This window comes from Celeribacter halophilus (assembly GCF_018860305.1).
Classification (GTDB): Bacteria; Pseudomonadota; Alphaproteobacteria; order Rhodobacterales; family Rhodobacteraceae; genus Celeribacter; species Celeribacter halophilus_A.
This window is the reverse complement of the sequence record NZ_JAHKPE010000030.1, coordinates 57,563-73,211: the sequence shown is the minus strand read 5'-3', so window position 1 is coordinate 73,211 and position 15,649 is coordinate 57,563. Positions and strand designations below refer to the sequence as shown.

Annotated in this window: 16 protein-coding genes; 7 read left to right on the top strand and 9 right to left on the bottom strand. The window is 60.0% G+C overall.

Annotated elements, in window-relative coordinates:
- Window positions 1-2 precede the first annotated feature (2 nt).
- The 3 genes from KO492_RS11480 to KO492_RS11470 are packed head-to-tail and all read left to right on the top strand — an operon-like array spanning window position 3 to window position 2,799.
- Window positions 3-1,511 (top strand): ABC transporter ATP-binding protein, encoded by a 1,509-nt coding sequence (locus KO492_RS11480; protein ID WP_216045083.1) that lies wholly within the window; start codon window positions 3-5, stop codon window positions 1,509-1,511.
- Window positions 1,508-2,182 carry an energy-coupling factor transporter transmembrane component T family protein gene (locus KO492_RS11475; protein WP_216045082.1) on the top strand — a complete coding sequence of 225 codons (675 nt, stop codon included), beginning with the start codon at window positions 1,508-1,510 and terminating at the stop codon, window positions 2,180-2,182. Before KO492_RS11480 ends, KO492_RS11475 begins: the two co-directional genes overlap by 4 nt.
- The gene (locus tag KO492_RS11470) at window positions 2,179-2,799 is read left to right on the top strand and encodes a phosphoribosyltransferase family protein (RefSeq protein WP_216045081.1); all 621 of its coding nucleotides are present in this window, start codon (window positions 2,179-2,181) and stop codon (window positions 2,797-2,799) included. Before KO492_RS11475 ends, KO492_RS11470 begins: the two co-directional genes overlap by 4 nt.
- Before the next feature lie 118 nt (window positions 2,800-2,917).
- Here the strand turns inward: KO492_RS11470 and KO492_RS11465 are convergent, their stop codons facing one another.
- A complete protein-coding gene (locus KO492_RS11465; protein WP_216045080.1) occupies window positions 2,918-3,643 on the bottom strand; it encodes a DUF1499 domain-containing protein in 726 nt (241 codons plus the stop codon).
- A 307-nt stretch (window positions 3,644-3,950) separates the two neighbouring features.
- On the opposite strand from KO492_RS11465, the gene KO492_RS11460 reads away from it, so the two are divergent.
- Window positions 3,951-4,967: a YHYH protein gene (locus tag KO492_RS11460; protein WP_216045079.1), complete on the top strand. Its 1,017-nt coding sequence runs from the start codon at window positions 3,951-3,953 to the stop codon at window positions 4,965-4,967.
- 60 nt (window positions 4,968-5,027) lie between these two features.
- Here the strand turns inward: KO492_RS11460 and KO492_RS11455 are convergent, their stop codons facing one another.
- Window positions 5,028-6,191 carry a HupE/UreJ family protein gene (locus KO492_RS11455; protein ID WP_252735499.1) on the bottom strand — a complete coding sequence of 388 codons (1,164 nt, stop codon included), beginning with the start codon at window positions 6,189-6,191 and terminating at the stop codon, window positions 5,028-5,030.
- A gap of 357 nt (window positions 6,192-6,548) precedes the next feature.
- Here KO492_RS11455 and KO492_RS11450 point away from each other — a divergent pair, with 357 nt between their 5' ends.
- On the top strand, window positions 6,549-6,923 hold the full coding sequence (locus KO492_RS11450; RefSeq protein WP_216045078.1) for a LysR substrate-binding domain-containing protein: 375 nt from the start codon (window positions 6,549-6,551) through the stop codon (window positions 6,921-6,923).
- 74 nt (window positions 6,924-6,997) lie between these two features.
- Here KO492_RS11450 and KO492_RS11445 read toward each other — a convergent pair whose 3' ends face one another.
- Genes KO492_RS11445 through KO492_RS11430 form a run of 4 tightly spaced genes read right to left on the bottom strand, consistent with a single transcriptional unit; the run spans window position 6,998 to window position 9,885 of the window.
- Window positions 6,998-7,762 carry an amino acid ABC transporter ATP-binding protein gene (locus tag KO492_RS11445; RefSeq protein ID WP_252735498.1) on the bottom strand — a complete coding sequence of 255 codons (765 nt, stop codon included), beginning with the start codon at window positions 7,760-7,762 and terminating at the stop codon, window positions 6,998-7,000.
- The gene (locus tag KO492_RS11440; RefSeq protein ID WP_066601395.1) at window positions 7,746-8,399 is read right to left on the bottom strand and encodes an amino acid ABC transporter permease; all 654 of its coding nucleotides are present in this window, start codon (window positions 8,397-8,399) and stop codon (window positions 7,746-7,748) included. The genes KO492_RS11445 and KO492_RS11440 overlap by 17 nt, the downstream gene beginning before the upstream one ends.
- A gap of 4 nt (window positions 8,400-8,403) precedes the next feature.
- The gene (locus tag KO492_RS11435) at window positions 8,404-9,066 is read right to left on the bottom strand and encodes an amino acid ABC transporter permease (protein WP_066601392.1); all 663 of its coding nucleotides are present in this window, start codon (window positions 9,064-9,066) and stop codon (window positions 8,404-8,406) included.
- A gap of 21 nt (window positions 9,067-9,087) precedes the next feature.
- Window positions 9,088-9,885, bottom strand: coding sequence for a transporter substrate-binding domain-containing protein (locus KO492_RS11430; protein ID WP_066601390.1), 798 nt, complete (start codon window positions 9,883-9,885; stop codon window positions 9,088-9,090).
- Between the two features lie 294 nt (window positions 9,886-10,179).
- Between KO492_RS11430 and KO492_RS11425 the strand changes: the two genes are divergently transcribed.
- On the top strand, window positions 10,180-11,088 hold the full coding sequence (locus KO492_RS11425) for a LysR family transcriptional regulator (RefSeq protein ID WP_216045077.1): 909 nt from the start codon (window positions 10,180-10,182) through the stop codon (window positions 11,086-11,088).
- Window positions 11,085-12,254 carry an acetylornithine deacetylase gene (argE, locus tag KO492_RS11420; RefSeq protein ID WP_216045076.1) on the top strand — a complete coding sequence of 390 codons (1,170 nt, stop codon included), beginning with the start codon at window positions 11,085-11,087 and terminating at the stop codon, window positions 12,252-12,254. The genes KO492_RS11425 and argE overlap by 4 nt, the downstream gene beginning before the upstream one ends.
- A gap of 63 nt (window positions 12,255-12,317) precedes the next feature.
- Here argE and KO492_RS11415 read toward each other — a convergent pair whose 3' ends face one another.
- From KO492_RS11415 to KO492_RS11405, 3 genes are all read right to left on the bottom strand, one after another.
- The gene (locus tag KO492_RS11415) at window positions 12,318-13,286 is read right to left on the bottom strand and encodes a helix-turn-helix domain-containing protein (RefSeq protein WP_216045075.1); all 969 of its coding nucleotides are present in this window, start codon (window positions 13,284-13,286) and stop codon (window positions 12,318-12,320) included.
- A gap of 227 nt (window positions 13,287-13,513) precedes the next feature.
- Window positions 13,514-14,230 carry a GntR family transcriptional regulator gene (locus KO492_RS11410; protein ID WP_216045074.1) on the bottom strand — a complete coding sequence of 239 codons (717 nt, stop codon included), beginning with the start codon at window positions 14,228-14,230 and terminating at the stop codon, window positions 13,514-13,516.
- Entirely contained in the window at window positions 14,227-15,597 is a 1,371-nt protein-coding gene (locus KO492_RS11405) for a formimidoylglutamate deiminase (protein WP_216045073.1), read from the bottom strand. The genes KO492_RS11410 and KO492_RS11405 overlap by 4 nt, the downstream gene beginning before the upstream one ends.
- Window positions 15,598-15,649: the final 52 nt, after the last annotated feature.

The following is a 15,649-nucleotide window of genomic DNA, read 5'->3' as shown; positions in this document are numbered from 1 at the left end:
ACATGTCATTTTTCTCTACACAAAAACTGACATTGGGGTTCGGCGCGTCCGAACCCCTTCTGTCTGATGTCACCTTTGACCTCGACCCCGCGCAACGCCTGTTGATCTGTGGCGCGACGGGGGCGGGCAAAACCACGTTGATGATGGCGCTGGCTGGCATCATCCCGAAAATCATTCCGAACCAAAGTTATTCCGGTCGGGTCTATCTCGAAGGCCGTGCGCTGTCCGACATGGGCAATGACGCGCTGTTCTCCCATATCGGTTTTGTGGCCCAGACCGTCGAAGACCAGCTTTGGGACCTTTCGGTCGAAGACATCATTGCCTTCCCGCTCGAAAACCGCGGCGTGGCGCGGGCCGAGGTCCGCGACCGTGTGCGGGGCTTGATGGAACAGCTGGAACTGACCGAACTGGCCGGACGCCGCGTCCTGACCCTGTCGGGCGGTGAGCGACGCATGGTGGTTCTGGCGGCGGCTCTCGCCCCTCATCCGAAGGTTCTGGTTCTTGACGAGCCGACAACCGGTCTTGATCCGGCGGCACGGCAGCGCCTGTGTCACGCTTTGTCACAGGCCGCAGAGACCGTGTCCTCCGTAATCATTGCGGAACAGGATCCGACCCATCTGGCCTCCGCCACAGAGCGTTTGGCCATTCTCTCGAAAGGCACACTGTCCCCGATCCGGCCTCTGCGCCCTGCACTGGAGGAGACCGCGTTGTGGCAAGACGCCGGACTTCTGGCACCGCGCCGTCCGGCCCGCACCCGCGCCGCACAAAGTGTTGGCGCCGAATTGCTGGGCATTTCGAAACTGCGCACAAAGCTCACACGCGCCTCCGGCCAGCCGGTTCTGGACCAGCTTGAACTGACCCTGCGCGAAGGCGAAGTCTTGGGCGTTATCGGTCGCAATGGCGCGGGCAAGACCACGCTGATGCGCTCTGTTCTGGGCCTGTCCCCTGTCGCCTCGGGTGAAATCACGCTGGCTGGCACGCGGGCGGACGGATGGACCACGGCACGGCGGGCGCGGTCTATCGCCTATGTGCCGCAAAGCATGCGACAAATCCTGTTCCATATGACGGTCGCGGAAGAGGTGCGCTTCGCGCTCTCCATGAGTGATAGCCAAGAGGAGGAAGAGACCCTTCTGGCACGCTACGGCTTGGCCGGTCTGGGCGAGACGAACCCCTTCGCACTCTCCGCCCGCCAGCAAGGCCAGCTCGGGCTTGCCTGTGCCGATGCCAGTGGTGCGGTGATTGCCATCATTGACGAACCCCTGCTGGCACGTGATCTCGAAGGCCGCGCGCTTCTCGAAAAATTCCTTGAGCGGATGACGCAGGCCGGACGCGCGGTGATGTTGGTGTCCCATGATCTGGAACTGGTGGACGATGTGTCGACCCGCCTTGTGATTGTCGGGGACGGGCACATTCCGTTCGACGGCACATGCGAGGACGGCTGGAACAGTCCGGCCTTTGCGGCGCTCGACTGGCCCGCTCCCTACGCCGCTCAGAAGGAACGCGCCGAATGACCCGCTTGCATGACCTGAATTTCTTCGTGAAACTGGCCTTCGCTTTTGCCTTGATGACCGTCGCGTGGTTCGCGCCGAACTGGCAATATGGTGTGCCCTTTGCGCTTTTGTGTCTGTTTGGTCTCTGGGTGATCAAAGTGCCCAAACTGCGCAGCTATCTCAAAGGGGCCGGATTGCTCACGGTGATGGTGATTGCAAGCTGGATGGTGAACCTCCTGCTGCAAGGCACCGCGCCGCTCGACGCGCTGGCGATTGCCGCCAAGATGGCCGCACGGCTGGTGGCCACGACGGCGCTGTTCTACTTCGTGATGGAAACCTCCAGCCCCGGTGCGATTTTGGCCGCCTGCTCTGCCGCGCGCCTGCCCGCCATTGTCACGCTTGTTCTGTCCCTGACCTTCGGAATTATCCCGATGCTCCGCGACGAGTTCGAGCGCATTGCCGACGCCCAGCGCGCCCGCGGCATGGAGATCGACAATGTGGGCCTTGTGAAAAAGCTCCGTTTTGCACTTGCGCGCGGGGTGCCGCTTCTGGTGCAAGCCATCCGCACCGCCCATGCCATCTCATTTTCACTGACCCTTTACGGCTTTGATCTGTCCCGCAAACGCACAACATGGCGCGAGGTGGGGTTGATGGTCGAACCGCATATGTCCTGGAAGGATAAGACCCGATGACCGACAAAACCGCCCCCCAGACATGGACCGTGGATGTTCAAGGCTATTCTCTTGATCTCCCGATTGTGCCGATCAACCCCGACTTTGCCATTTCCCTGATGATGGTGATCGACCTTGGCGTGAAGTTTGGCGAGCATATCGGACGCTGCCTTGCGAAACAGATCGCGCCGCTTCAGCCCGACATCATCGTGGGGCCAGCAACCCTCGGCATTCCTGTGGCTATTGAGGTCACACGGGCGCTCGGGCTGGACAAATATGTGGTCTTGCAGAAATCCCCCAAGCTCCACCTGTCCGATGCACTGGAATACAAACTGACCTCGATCACATCCAAGGGTGAACAGCGCCTCCTGCTTGATCGGGCCGCGATCCCGCTCATCAAGGGCAAGCGCGTGGTGGTGGTCGATGATGTTGTGGCCTCCGGCTCCAGCCTCAAAGCCGCTCTCGAACTGGTCCGTCAGGCGGGTGGCGAGGTGGTCGGTGCGGGCGTCATTTTGACCGAAGCACAGGAATGGCGCAAAACACTGGGCGAGGATGTGAACCATCTCGTCTCCGTCGCGCATATCCCGCAATTCGCACCAGACGAGAACGGAAACTGGCAACCGATCGCGGGCACCTGAAGCCTCTTTCGATGGGCGGAAACCGGCAATCGGTTCCCCCACCCGAACACATCCGTCGGCAAGGTCGAAACGCAGATTTGCGCCAGGGCTTTGCCGACTGGCGTTTCTATTGCCGTGTTTATTCCGCGTAACGGTCTTGGAATGTGCGAATCCTTGCGGCGTTCACCCCTTGATCACCGCGTCCGACTCTCGAAACGCTGCGCATATCGACACGGCTGCCATCGCCATCTGCCGTGACCACGACCACAATATCATCGGCAAAATGGAAGACCGGCGTATGGGCCGTCGCTTCGAAACGAAGACGCTCCGCATCCGACGCGACAATGTCCCATCCCATGTCTCTGCCGACACTCAATGCGCGCTCAAAGGCCTCTTTCGGGGACAGATCCGTGTTCAGAGGTGCGATGTCGGGATAGCCTGCCTCTTGCGCAGCGGCCAGGTCCGCTCCGCCGTATTCAAGCGTGTTTCTTGCCCCTGCACGGGTCTCATCCAACACTTCAAACACAGGCGGATTGACCGTGTCCGTCGAAATATCATGGATAGGCGGCGCTCTGAGGGGCGGATTGAGTGTTCCGGCAATCAAAGGCATCAGACAAGCCAGCCCGATGAGCGCGGCAAGGCCACCTGCTACAGCGCTGCCGCTTTCTTTGCGTATAAGATGAAGGACAAGTGCGAGAAGCCCTACTCCGGTCAGGACGGCCCCCAAAGGGTTGAGATAGGTTCGGTAGAGGCCAAACCCCACAATCGGCTCCCAAAACCCGAAGCGCGCCCCGAAGAGCATCACCCCCACGGCAATAGCGCCAACCAGAGCAATCAGGAGGGCGAATTTTCCGGCGTGTTTCATGAGGGTCATATTCCTTTTGTGGCCCAAGCCAACGGGATTTGTTCCGTTGTATCAAGCACGCATAGCAAGCGAGGTTCACAGAACCAAGGCCGGATCAGCGCCAAGGGTGACGGATCAGGTCATCGTGATGAAAGCCCATGCGCAAAGGTTTAAAAACGGAACATATACGCCCATCCTCTCGGTCCATCGGCAATGTGCATGAGCCGCCTGCCGCCAATCGCGCGGGAGGCCGACAGTTCGCCTTGATCGTGCATGGAGGAAACGGGTATTGAGGAAGCCTCTGTTTTCCCGCAATGAAAGCTTCCCCATGCGCATCTGGATTCCCCTCATCGCCGCTGCGACCGCTTCTGCGGCCCCTGCTGTTGCCCAGACACAGGCCGAACTGGACCGTTTTGCCGAATTGTCGGCGCTCTACCAGAGCGCAACTATCGTCGGTGAGCCGAGTGTTGCACCTTGCATCCTGTCCCAAGGGGCCGAAGCGCATTGTATGAAGATCACCGTGGTCGCCGCGCCTTCCGATCACATTACAGGCCCCAATTGCCCTCTCAACATCAATGACACGGCCGAAGATGGTGGCACATGGTTTGTGGATGGTGAGGTTCGTGATGTGGATGGTGACTTCATCGCAAATCTGGCCGAGATCTATCAGGACGATGCGTGGCATATGTTTGATCCGGAAACCGGCGACATCTATGTCCGCAACAATGAAATCGGCTGTATCGTCGCGGGAGATCCCACCAACGAGACGGGGCAGCCGGACAATATCTGCGTTGATTGCAGCCTCGGCTTCATCGGCAAGACAGTGACACGGACCTATTTCATTCCGCTTTCACCTGTCCCGACCGACGGACAGAAGGGGGATGTTCACGTAGGTATCGGGGTGGCGTTGAATGGCGTGAAGGTCGAAGGCCCCGCGCCTCTTGAGCTTATCCTTGGCGGGCATACGCTGGGGCCATTTGATGATTGTGGCGGGCACATCAACCCGAGCGAAGGCTATCACTACCACGGGATACAAGAAGACTGCGGTGCCCGCGCCGACGCCGCCTTGAGCGGTCATGCCGCACGCCTTGGTGTCGCTCTGGACGGCTACGACCTCTATGACCAACACGACCTCGACGGCACGGAACCTGCCGACCTGGATGCCTGCCGCGGGCATGAGACCGAGGGACTGGGCTATCATTATCACGTTGAGGCTGCGGGCACGAACGAGATCCTGCCTTGCCTGACCGCGCAAACCGGATGCAGTCTGGACGATCCCGACGCAAGCTGTAACGCCTCACTCGGTGGCGGCAGACCGGCAGGACCGCCGCCGCGCAACGACTGAGACCGTCCGGCTCGGCCTCTTCGCAACCTCATGGCAGCGCAGAGGCCGACAAGCTGCGCGTCAGAAGAACACGCGCTCGATTGCCCACCACAGTCCGATCACGGCGATGACGGCAGAGGCAGGGATAACGATGTAGGACCGATACCAGGGCTTTTGCCCGAAGGGCAGGCCCACCAGCAGCAAGGCGGCGCAGATCACGGACAGCTGCCCCAGTTCGACGCCGACGTTGAAGCCCACCAAACCGATCAGGAATTGCCCTGCGGGCAGGCCGACATCGCTCAGGACAGAGGCAAATCCCAGACCGTGCAGCAAGCCGAAGCCGAACACGACCGCAACCCGCGCAAGCGATATGGCTCCGCGATTTGCAAAGAGGATGTTCTCCAGCGCCACATAGACAATCGAGACCGCAATGAGCGGTTCGACGATGCTGGCAGGAAGGGAGACGATGTTCAGGCTCGCCAAGGCCAGCGTGATGCTATGGGCCAGCGTAAAGGCCGTTACCTGTGCCAGAATGGGCTTGATCCGCAAGGAGAACAGGAACAGCCCCAAAACGAACAGGATATGATCGGTGCCTTTGGGAACGATATGTTCGAAACCGGAGACGACGAAACGCACAAACAGAGCCGTTGCGGATTGCTTGACAGGGGCGGTGCGCTGCATGAACTGGCTTTCCTGCCCGCCTTGCAATAGCTCGGTGTAACCGTCGCCATCTCCGCCCGCTTGGTGAATACTGAAGGGGCCGAAGTCAGCGCGCCATGAAAAGCGCACGGGCGTGTCATCTGCGGGCAAGGCGGCGGTCATGGTCAGAGTGCTGAACCTGAGTTGCAAGGGATCGCCAATCTCGGGCACCGTGACACTGTCCAAACTCAACTCGAGTCGGGTGTCTCCGGCATAAACGTGAAAATTGGCGGAAATCACGTCCCAATTCTGGCGCAAGACCTCTTCCAGAGCGGCCGGATCACTGGTCCGCAAGTCCCGATACAGGCTGTTGACGCGCTCGGCATCCGCGTTGGATTTGGGATCGACCTGCGAGATGGCGATGATGGGTTCCAGAGCATCGCGGATCGTGATCTCGACATGATCGCTTTGCACCAGCGCGGAGATGACCGCAGGGTCCATCTGGTGACTGGCGGCGGGGGTGACAAGACCCAGCACCATGACGCAAGCCAGCCACAACATGACGACAGGTTGCAGGGCTTTGCGAAAGTTTAGAAGATATTCCATGCGCGCACATCCTTGGTTGCAGACACCGAAAATTGCTCTGTGAGACATGCGGCATGAGCTTGGTCGCTTTGAGAGCCGCTGCACTTCTGGCGGTTTGACGCTGTGCTCCTTAAAGATGCGCAGCACGCGCGACAAGTCATTCCGGCGCTCATCACGATGTCATGAACTTCGGCCACAGGAAACCCGCCCCAGACATGAACATCACGTCGATCAGCCTGCCCGCGAAACCTTCCGACACGTGACCGAGAATTTCCCTCACCCCATTGTATTCGCAGTTATTTATGTGGAATTTTCAGAAAACCTGTAGACAATGTTGTCAAAACGGCTTCCGGCAAAGCGTAGGCCCTCCGAGCTGGCGTGGACCTGCGCCGCTTTACGCAGGATCTTGTCTTTCTCTCAGTCGATGCGGGGGACCGGTGGTATAGTTGGGATGTCTTTTTCAAGAACCTCGGCGCACTGGAACAACGCCCCCGCCGCAAGGTGGAGTTCAATTCCTATTCCCTGTTGGTCAATTCGATGCTGGCGGGGCATGGCGTCGGTCTGGCATGGGAAGGGTTGCTGGACACCTATTTTGACACCGGCGCGCTGGTCCGGCTGAGCGATGTGCAGCTAACGACGAACCGTGGCTACTACCTCTTTCTGCGCGACGACAGGAAAACGAGTGCAAAGGTCCGGAAGGTGGGCGAATGGATACTGAGCGCAGCGACAGCCGAGCATGGCATAGCGGTATAAAAAGCCCTCCCCGTCCCGCGCCACAGAGATGGGGCCAAAGACAGGAAGGGCACAAAGGGGGCAGGCCGTTTGCGTCAGTCTTTCAACGACGAGAGAAATTGCTGAAGCTCCGTGGTTTTCGGATTCTCAAACACCTCAGACGGATGCCCCGTTTCATGCACCAGACCCTGATGCATGAACACAACGCGATCACTCACTTTGCGGGCAAAGTTCATCTCGTGGGTCACCATGAGAAGCGTCATCCCCTCATTGGCAAGCCCTTCGACCACGCGCAGCACTTCGCCCACAAGTTCTGGGTCCAGCGCCGAGGTCACCTCGTCACAGAGCAGCACCTTCGGCTCCATCGCCAAGGCGCGCGCAATCGCGACACGCTGTTGCTGCCCGCCGGAAAGCTGGTCGGGCATGGCGTCGAATTTGTCCTCCAGCCCCACACGTTCTAACAACTTTGTCGCTATCTCTTCGGCGGCGGCCTTGTCGCGTTTTTTGACCAGCGTTGGTGCGAGCATGATGTTGCGCCCCACGGTCAGATGCGGAAAGAGGTTGAAGCTCTGGAAAATCATCCCCACGCTTTGACGCAGTTCGCGCATCGCCGTGGCATTGTCATACAAAAGGGATTTGCCGTCGACGGACAGCCCCCCTTCCTGAAACATTTCCAGCCCGTTGATACAGCGCAGCAATGTGGATTTCCCCGAGCCGCTTCGCCCGATGATCGAGATCACCTCGCCACGCGCCACGCGCAGGTCGATGCCCTTGAGGACTTCCGTGGAGCCGTAGGACTTCCGCAGCCCGGCAATGTCTACGATTGTGGGAACGGCATGGGATTCAGCGGCTAACGGCATGCGTTTTCCTTTCAAGATAGCGGGCATAGGCACTGATCGGATAGCACATGATAAAATACATCAATCCGACACAGGCGAAGACGGTAAAGGGTTCATAGGTGACATTGGCGATCATGTTTCCGGCGCGGGTCAGTTCGACAAACCCCACGACAGAGGCCAACGCCGTGCCTTTGATGACCTGCACGAGAAACCCGACAGTCGGCGGGATCGCAATGCGCAGGGCCTGGGGCGCAATGATATAGCGCATCTGTTCACCAAAACTCAGCGCAAGACTGGCGGAGGCTTCCCACTGGCCTTTCGGAATCGAGGCCACGCAGCCACGCCAGATTTCCGCAAGGAAGGCCGAGGTATAGAGCGTCAGTGCCAGAGACACAGAGACCCAGACCGAGACCTCCACCCCGAACAGGCGCAGACCGAAATAGCTCAGGAAAAGCTGCATCAGAAGCGGCGTGCCCTGAAACAGTTGCACATAGATGGCGAAGGGAAGCTTGAACGCGCCGGGGCGCCACAGCCGCAGCAAAAGCCAGAACAGCCCGACCAGCCCGCCACCGACAAAGGCGATCAGCGACAGAAGAACCGTCCATTGCGCCGCGATGATGAGGTTTCGCAGGATATCCCATAGTGTAAAATCGACCATGATCTCACCTTCCGAAGATGAAACGCGGTCCGGCCCAATTGAGCAGGCTACGGACCATGAGGGCCAGGACAAGATAGATTGCCGTGGCAATGATATAGGCTTCGAAGGTTCTGAACGTGTTGGCCGAGATCACATTGGCCGCATAGCTCAGTTCTTCGGTCGCGATCTGACCGCAGACCGCAGAGCCCAGCATAACAATCACGATCTGGCTCACCAGCGCGGGCCAGACCTTTTTCAACGCAGGCGGCAGCACGACGCGGGTGAAAATCTGGAATTTGGAGAGCGCCAGCGACAGCGCCGCTTCGATCTGTCCTTTCGGCGTGGCCAGAAGCCCTGCGCGAATGATCTCGGTCCCGTAGGCGCCGAGGTTCAACACCAGAGCGATGCCCGAAGCCACAGGCGGCGAAAAGCGCACCCCCAGAGCCGGCAATCCGAAGAAGATAAAGAACAGCTGCACAATGAAGGGTGTATTGCGCATCAGTTCGACATAGGCGGCAACCGGAATTGCCAACCATTTGGGGCCTTCAGTGCGCACCCATGCACAGGCAACTGCGACCGTCAGGCCAACGACGATCGCAATCGCCGTTAGCCCAAGTGTCCAGATGACGCCCGTAACCAACATGGGCCAGTCCTGAAAGACGGCCAGAAAATTGAGTTCTACTGTCATCTTTACGACCTTAACGGAGTCTTATTCGGTCAACGGCAGGTCGCCAGCGGCCTTGCCCAACCACTTCTGGCTCATCGCATCAATCGTGCCGTCGGCTTTGGCCGCCAGAATGATCTCGTTGACCTTGCCACGCAGCGCATCCTGTTCTTTGGCGATGCCAACGAAACAGGGGCTTTCCTTGATGATCTTTTTCAACTCGGCATCAAGATGCGGGTTCTTCTTGGCCATCAGGGCCGCATTCGAGGTCGAGGTTGCAATCACATCGGTCTGACCCGCCACAAACGCGGCTGTCGCAGAGGCCTGATCTTCGTAGCGTTTGAAGATCATGCCATCCGGCCCGAGCTTCGCCAGTTCCGGCTCTTCCATAGCGCCTTTCGCCACGGCGATGGTTTTGCCGTCGAGATCGTCAAAGGTTTCAATCGCCATAGATTTCGGGCCGTAGACGGCTTGGAAGAACGGTGCATAGGCGTGGGTGAAGTCGATGACTTCCATCCGCTCGGCGTTTTTCCCCAGGGTGGAAATCACCAAATCGACCTGACCGGTTTGCAGGTAGGGAATCCGGTTGGCGCTGGTCACTGGCACCATTTTAAGCTCTACGCCCAATTTTTCAGCAATGAGAGAAGCCATATCGATGTCGAGACCCTGCGACTCAAGGTTCAGACCAACGAATCCATAGGGCGGGTAATCTGTCGGAACGGCGATGCGGATGACGCCCGAGCTCATGACGTTTTCAAGAGCATCCTGAGCCTGAGCGGCAGCACCGGCGAAAGTCACCAGCGCTGCGGTGCCGGCAAGAAAGAAACGGCGATTAAGTGTCATTTTTAGTTCCCTGTAGTGCTTGAGAGCCAACTATAGACCGGCGCAATGGTCCTCTGGCCCCGTTATTTCATACTTCATTTGACCACAGCCCGCGCCTGCGCTCCGGTCAATGATCGGCGGACATGCCGACCAACGCATAGGATCCGGCCTCTCGTCTGGAGGAGGGAAAAGACCACCGCGTTTTTGCGTAAATCCTACTTGTAACAAACATTGTCTATTCGTATTGTGAATTGTCAACACACAAACTCATAATGAAAACGCATAGAGTTTCGGCCGGATACGGGAGGTGGAGATATGAAAAGCGACCTCACATTGCGCGAGTTGGAAGTGCTGCGCGCTCTGATGGATCACAACACAGCCACCGCTGCGGCGGAAGCCTTGGGCCTGTCGCAACCCGCAATCAGCCGGACCCTGTCCCAGATGGAAGCCACTCTTGGCCGCAAACTTTTTCTGCGAGAAGGCGGGCGACTGCTACCTACGGACGAGGCCCGAAAGATCGACTCGGAGCTGGATGTCATATTCGCCGCGATCTCGCGTATCGAAACGCAATCGACCGACCTGCCCCCTTCCGAGCGGCCCATGTATCTGGCCACACCTCCGACCATCGGGCACGGGTTCCTCCCGCAGGTCATGGCCGAGTTCAACCGACGCTTCCCGCGCCAGAAAATCGTGGCTGACATCGGCTCCAGCGACAGCCTCGTCACCCAAGTGGCCGAAGGGCGCTTCGATCTGGCTCTGGTTGACAGCGAGCCGAACCACCCCGGTGTTTGGGCCGAGGCCTTTCGCACCTCCGATCTGGTCTGTGTGATGCGCCGCGACAATCCTCTGGCGGAGCGCGATGTCATCACCCCGCGCGATCTGGACAGGCAGCCCTTTGTTGCCCAGACCCGCCGCCACACGGTCCGCGCCGCCCAAGACGGTGTGCTGGCCGCCGCCAATGCCCATCCCGATGCGATTTTCGAGGTCGGCACCGTCGTGCTTGCCACGCAGCTTGTGCTGCAAGGCGCGGGCGTGGCGCTGATCAACCCTTTCCCGACAATTTTGCGACTCGATCCGGCGCTCTGTGCGCGCCCCTTCCGGCCGCGTGTTGCCATGCGGACCTGGTTCATGACACCAGCCTCCAGCCGCCCGAGCGCGGCCGTGTTGGCCTTCATGAAACTGGTGCGCGAAACTGTTGCCTCACAAAAAGGATATTTCGAATGACCGCCCCCCTGCGCCCCGGACCAGACACGCTCACCGCGCTGGATCATCTGATCGGGTTCGACACCACCAGCCGCAATTCCAACCTCGCGCTGATTGACTGGGCCGAGGCCGAGCTGACTGCCCTTGGTGCGCGCTGCGAGCGCGTGTTCGACGCCACGGGCACAAAAGCCAGCCTCTGGGCCACATTCGGTCCGACCGACACGCCCGGCTGGGTGCTTTCGGGACACACGGATACGGTGCCTGTTGACGGGCAGGACTGGGCCACAGACCCGCACAAGTTGCACGCAGATGGCGATTATCTTTACGGGCGCGGCACATGTGACATGAAAGGCTTTCTCGCCTGTTGCATGGGAATGGCACCGAAAATCTCCAAGATGGATTTGCGCGTGCCCATTCATTTCGCCTTTTCCTATGATGAGGAGCTGGGCTGCATCGGTGTACGCGGGCTACTGGAAGAACTTGCCAGCCGCCCCGTCAAACCGCTGGCCTGTGTGGTCGGAGAACCTACCTCGATGGCCGTGGTGATCGGGCACAAATCCAAACGCAGCTTTCACGTTACCGTCAAAGGCACCCCCGGTCATTCCTCGCGCGCGCCGGAATTCGTCAATGCCGTGGAATATGGCGCAAGGCTGATCGTCAAGATGCAGGAAATCGGCCGCCGTCTGGGGACGGGGGCGTCCGACACCATGTATGATATCCCTCATTCCACCGCCCATGTCGGCACCGGCCACGGGGGCACCGCGCTCAATATCGTGCCGGAGGTCTTCGAGATGGATCTGGAATTCCGCACCATTGCCGCCGATGATCCCGATGCCTTGGCCGATGAGTTGAAAGCCTATGCCAGCGATGTCCTTCTGCCCGAAATGCGCGCGGTTGATACCAGCGCGGATATTGTCTTTACCCCTCTGGCGGCCTTCCCCGGCGTTGACACGGCCCAAGACGACCCCGTGGCGAAATCCGCGATGCGGTTTGCAGGCTCAAACGAGGTCAAGAAAGTCGCCTTCGGCACAGAAGGCGGGCTGTTTCAAACCATTCTCGGCATTCCCACGATCATCTGTGGCCCCGGCTCCATCGCTCAAGCGCACCGGCCGAACGAGTTCATCGCCGTGGATCAACTCGCCCGCTGCGAGGCCTTTATCGACCGCTTGATCGAAGAATGCGTCTGAGCACGCAGCGCGTCTTGAGCGAAACCCGGCGGCGGTGAAGGCATAGGGACTGGCGCGGCCCTCTCACCGCCGCCCCAACACTCGCGCGAAAGGCACGGTGGCCCATGCGCGGTAGGTGTTCCGGCCCACGACCTTGACCAGAACCCCGTCCTCCACGGCGCGGTCGATGAGCTTGAGCGCCCCGCGCGGGCTGATGTCGAGACGTGCGGCCACTTCGCCGCTGGAGACAATCGGCTGCACCATCAAAAGCCGCATCAATTCGGGTGTTTTGGAACTGCCGTGGGCACTGGCTTCAAGCTTGCGCGCACGGTCCAGAAACCTGCGATGCAGGGCAAGCGAGCCGACGGCGCGTTCAAGACTGTGTGTCAGCCCCGCCACCAGATCAGCCACCCGTTCCGGACGCATCACCGACCAGAGCCGGAACCCGTTGTCCACCAGCGCGACAGAAGGCTGCACCACCCAGTTGCCACGCGGCGCTGCGATCAGATGCCTTGGGGCCTCGACCTCTCCCAGCATGAACCGCCCCGACCCGCGCAAGCTGTGATCAGCGGCGACGAAAGCCAGCCGTTCGACAGAGGGCGCCTGCCCTTCCGTGAATTCGCTGACCAGTTGCGCGACTGCGATGGCCCCGAGAATGGGGCTTTCCGCATCGCGCAGGGTGGTCTGGATGCGGGCGCAGTCCGCGGATGTGAAGGGCGCGTCGCCGGTCACCTCGCGCATGGAGAGCGCCCAGATGCGGCTCATCACCTCTTCGGTCATATGCAGAAGATCCCCCGGCGAATGCAGCCCGCGCAAAATCCCCGCCGCAGAGAGTGCCGCACGGTCCTGATCAGGATCGCCAACCTCGGCACGGAAATCCCGCACCAGAAGCGTCTCGGGCCGGACGGGCAAATCCTCAAGCCATGCCGAAGCGCAGGCCTCCTGCACAGCTGCCTCGGCGCGCCAAAGCATTGCAAGCTCCGCATCGGCCCGCAACGCCCCCTCCAGCCGAGCCGCAAGGATTTCGGCGCGGTAAACGTCAGCGAGAGACATGATTGTCGCTCCGTTGATCCATCCGTTCTTGGTCCACCATCCGTCCCATGCTCCGCGCCTCCTGCGCTCTCTTGTCTCTCACACACAGGTAAGGGTATTTTGCGGAATGATAAAAGGTATTTTGTTCTGTCGATCTGCGTCTTATGCAGCATATCCAGTTCAGCAAAACGTCACTCTGTGCGGAGACCCAAAGCTGGACCAAGCCCGCTCCCGCTCACCCTCACCCTTTACAGGTCGAGACGCATACGGTGTGAGGGCGAATAGGATTGCTGAACCAGCGTGATCGGTGCGGCCTCCAGCCATGTCACACGGATCATCGTCATCACCGGATCATCGGGTGCACAGACAAGATGCTGGCCCCGCGCCCCTGCGGTTTCCGCGAAAAATTCCATTGTGCCATGCGTATAATGGGCCTGCCGCACCAACCATTCGTTGGCGCTGGTCTCTGTCAGGTCCACGTCTTCGATGTCGGGCACCGTGTCCAGAACAATCCAGCGGTCTTCGAACATATGCGGTACGTCATCGGCGAGGTGGAGGCTCTGCACCCGCAGCAGGCGCTCCGAGCCGGAGAGTTTGAGATGTTCACGCACCAGCGGTGGCGGCGTGTCCAGTTTGCGCTCCAACAGGCGGTATTCATAACGCGCACCGCTCGCGATAACGTCGTCGCGTATTAAGGGGATAGCGAGCGTGGCCTTGCGTCGCGGAGCCTCGCGCACACGTGTCCCGGCCTTGCGGCGGCGATCCAGAAACCCCGAGGTCGCAAGGTCGCGCAAGGCACGATTGACCGTCGCCCGCGCACAGCCGAATTCCGCAGCCAGATCCACCTCGTTGGGGATCAACTCTCCGGGCGCATAGTCCTGCGCGCGGATACGGGCCATCATCGTATCACGAATAGATTGCCAGCTGACCGAACTGTCGGCCTTGCCCTCTTTGCCCAAGCTCACACCTCATGTCCAAGTCGCTCCATGACCTGCGCATAGGCCGGCACAATCGCGTCACGTTCAATATGACGCCCATTTTGTACCATATGACGCCCCGCTGACCAGACATCACGCACCGATCTGTCGTCACGCGCGAAAATCCATGTGTCCAACAGGCCATCTCCGGCCTTGGCGCAGCCATCCGGCCCCAGATCATCCAGCGCCAGAAGGTCGGCCCAAAGCCCTGTCGCGATGGCACCAGTTTCGCGCCCTGCCGCCTGCGCTCCACCTTCGACCGCACCTTGAAACAACACCCGTCCGGTCGAGCGATCCGCATCGGCCAGAACGGCGCGCCTGCGGTCGCGCAGACGTTGCGAATATTCGAGCGTGCGCAATTCTTCTGTCAAAGAAATGCGGATATTGCTGTCCGAACCGACACCAAACGCCCCGCCTGCCGTACGCCAGCGCGCTCCGTCGAAAATCCCGTCCCCCAGACTGGACTCGGTGATCGGGCACAGCCCCGCTACCGCCCCCGTCGCAGCAAGCGCCTCGGTCTCGGCGGGCAGCATCTGGGTGGCATGGATCAGGCACCAGCGTTTATCGACCGGCGCGTTTTCCAGCAACCATTCGACAGGACGACGTCCGGTGGCGGCCAGCACCTCCTCCACTTCCGCAACCTGTTCGGCAAGGTGGATATGGACCGGTGCATCCCCCGCAAGCGAGATCGCGGCCTGAAGCCCCTCCGCATCAACGGCACGCAGACTATGCGGTGCGATGCCCAGCCCGCTATCGGCCTCGAGCTTTGCGACATGGCCCCGCGCCGCCTCGACAAGGCGGGCAAAGCGGTCGGGATCATTGCCGAACCGGTCCTGCCCCGTCACAAGCGCGCGGCGGTCCAAACCGCCGTAGCTATAAAGCACTGGCAAAAGGGTCAGCCCGATCCCCGTTTGCGCCGCTGCCGCCGCGATCCGGCCCGCCATCTCCGCCAGATCGTCATAGGGACGACCATCCGGTCCGTGATGCAGATAGTGGAACTCCACATTCGTGGCATAGCCCGCCTCCAACATCTCCATCTGCACGAAAGCCGCAATGGCCTGAATGTCATCAGGGGTCAGCCGGTCGAGAAAGCGATACATCAACTGGCGCCACGTCCAGAAACTGTCTTGCGGATCATCGCCGCGCCGTTCGGTCAGACCGGCCATCGCCCGCTGGAACGCGTGGCTATGCAAATTAGCCGGCGCAGGCAGTAAGGTCTCGACCCGCGTTACTTCAGGCGGACAGTCTGCTCCCACGACCACGGCCCCGATCCGGCCGTCCCCGTGAATATCGACTTTCACCGCCTCTGCCCAAGAATTCATCACTAGCGCCCTGCGGGCCCAGATCGTCTGCATGATCGTCTCTCCGTGTTGACAGGATTATTATGTGCAGACATATTAATTTCAA

Coding starts and splice junctions, on each gene's coding strand:
- KO492_RS11440 (WP_066601395.1), bottom strand. CDS start 8,399: ATGGTCGATTTTACACTATGGGATATCCTGCGAAACCTCATCATCGCG.
- KO492_RS11430 (WP_066601390.1), bottom strand. CDS start 9,885: ATGACACTTAATCGCCGTTTCTTTCTTGCCGGCACCGCAGCGCTGGTG.
- KO492_RS11470 (WP_216045081.1), top strand. CDS start 2,179: ATGACCGACAAAACCGCCCCCCAGACATGGACCGTGGATGTTCAAGGC.
- KO492_RS11425 (WP_216045077.1), top strand. CDS start 10,180: ATGAAAAGCGACCTCACATTGCGCGAGTTGGAAGTGCTGCGCGCTCTG.
- KO492_RS11435 (WP_066601392.1), bottom strand. CDS start 9,066: ATGACAGTAGAACTCAATTTTCTGGCCGTCTTTCAGGACTGGCCCATG.
- argE (WP_216045076.1), top strand. CDS start 11,085: ATGACCGCCCCCCTGCGCCCCGGACCAGACACGCTCACCGCGCTGGAT.
- KO492_RS11415 (WP_216045075.1), bottom strand. CDS start 13,286: ATGTCTCTCGCTGACGTTTACCGCGCCGAAATCCTTGCGGCTCGGCTG.
- KO492_RS11480 (WP_216045083.1), top strand. CDS start 3: ATGTCATTTTTCTCTACACAAAAACTGACATTGGGGTTCGGCGCGTCC.
- KO492_RS11460 (WP_216045079.1), top strand. CDS start 3,951: ATGCGCATCTGGATTCCCCTCATCGCCGCTGCGACCGCTTCTGCGGCC.
- KO492_RS11465 (WP_216045080.1), bottom strand. CDS start 3,643: ATGAAACACGCCGGAAAATTCGCCCTCCTGATTGCTCTGGTTGGCGCT.
- KO492_RS11445 (WP_252735498.1), bottom strand. CDS start 7,762: ATGCCGTTAGCCGCTGAATCCCATGCCGTTCCCACAATCGTAGACATT.
- KO492_RS11455 (WP_252735499.1), bottom strand. CDS start 6,191: ATGGAATATCTTCTAAACTTTCGCAAAGCCCTGCAACCTGTCGTCATG.
- KO492_RS11405 (WP_216045073.1), bottom strand. CDS start 15,597: ATGCAGACGATCTGGGCCCGCAGGGCGCTAGTGATGAATTCTTGGGCA.
- KO492_RS11475 (WP_216045082.1), top strand. CDS start 1,508: ATGACCCGCTTGCATGACCTGAATTTCTTCGTGAAACTGGCCTTCGCT.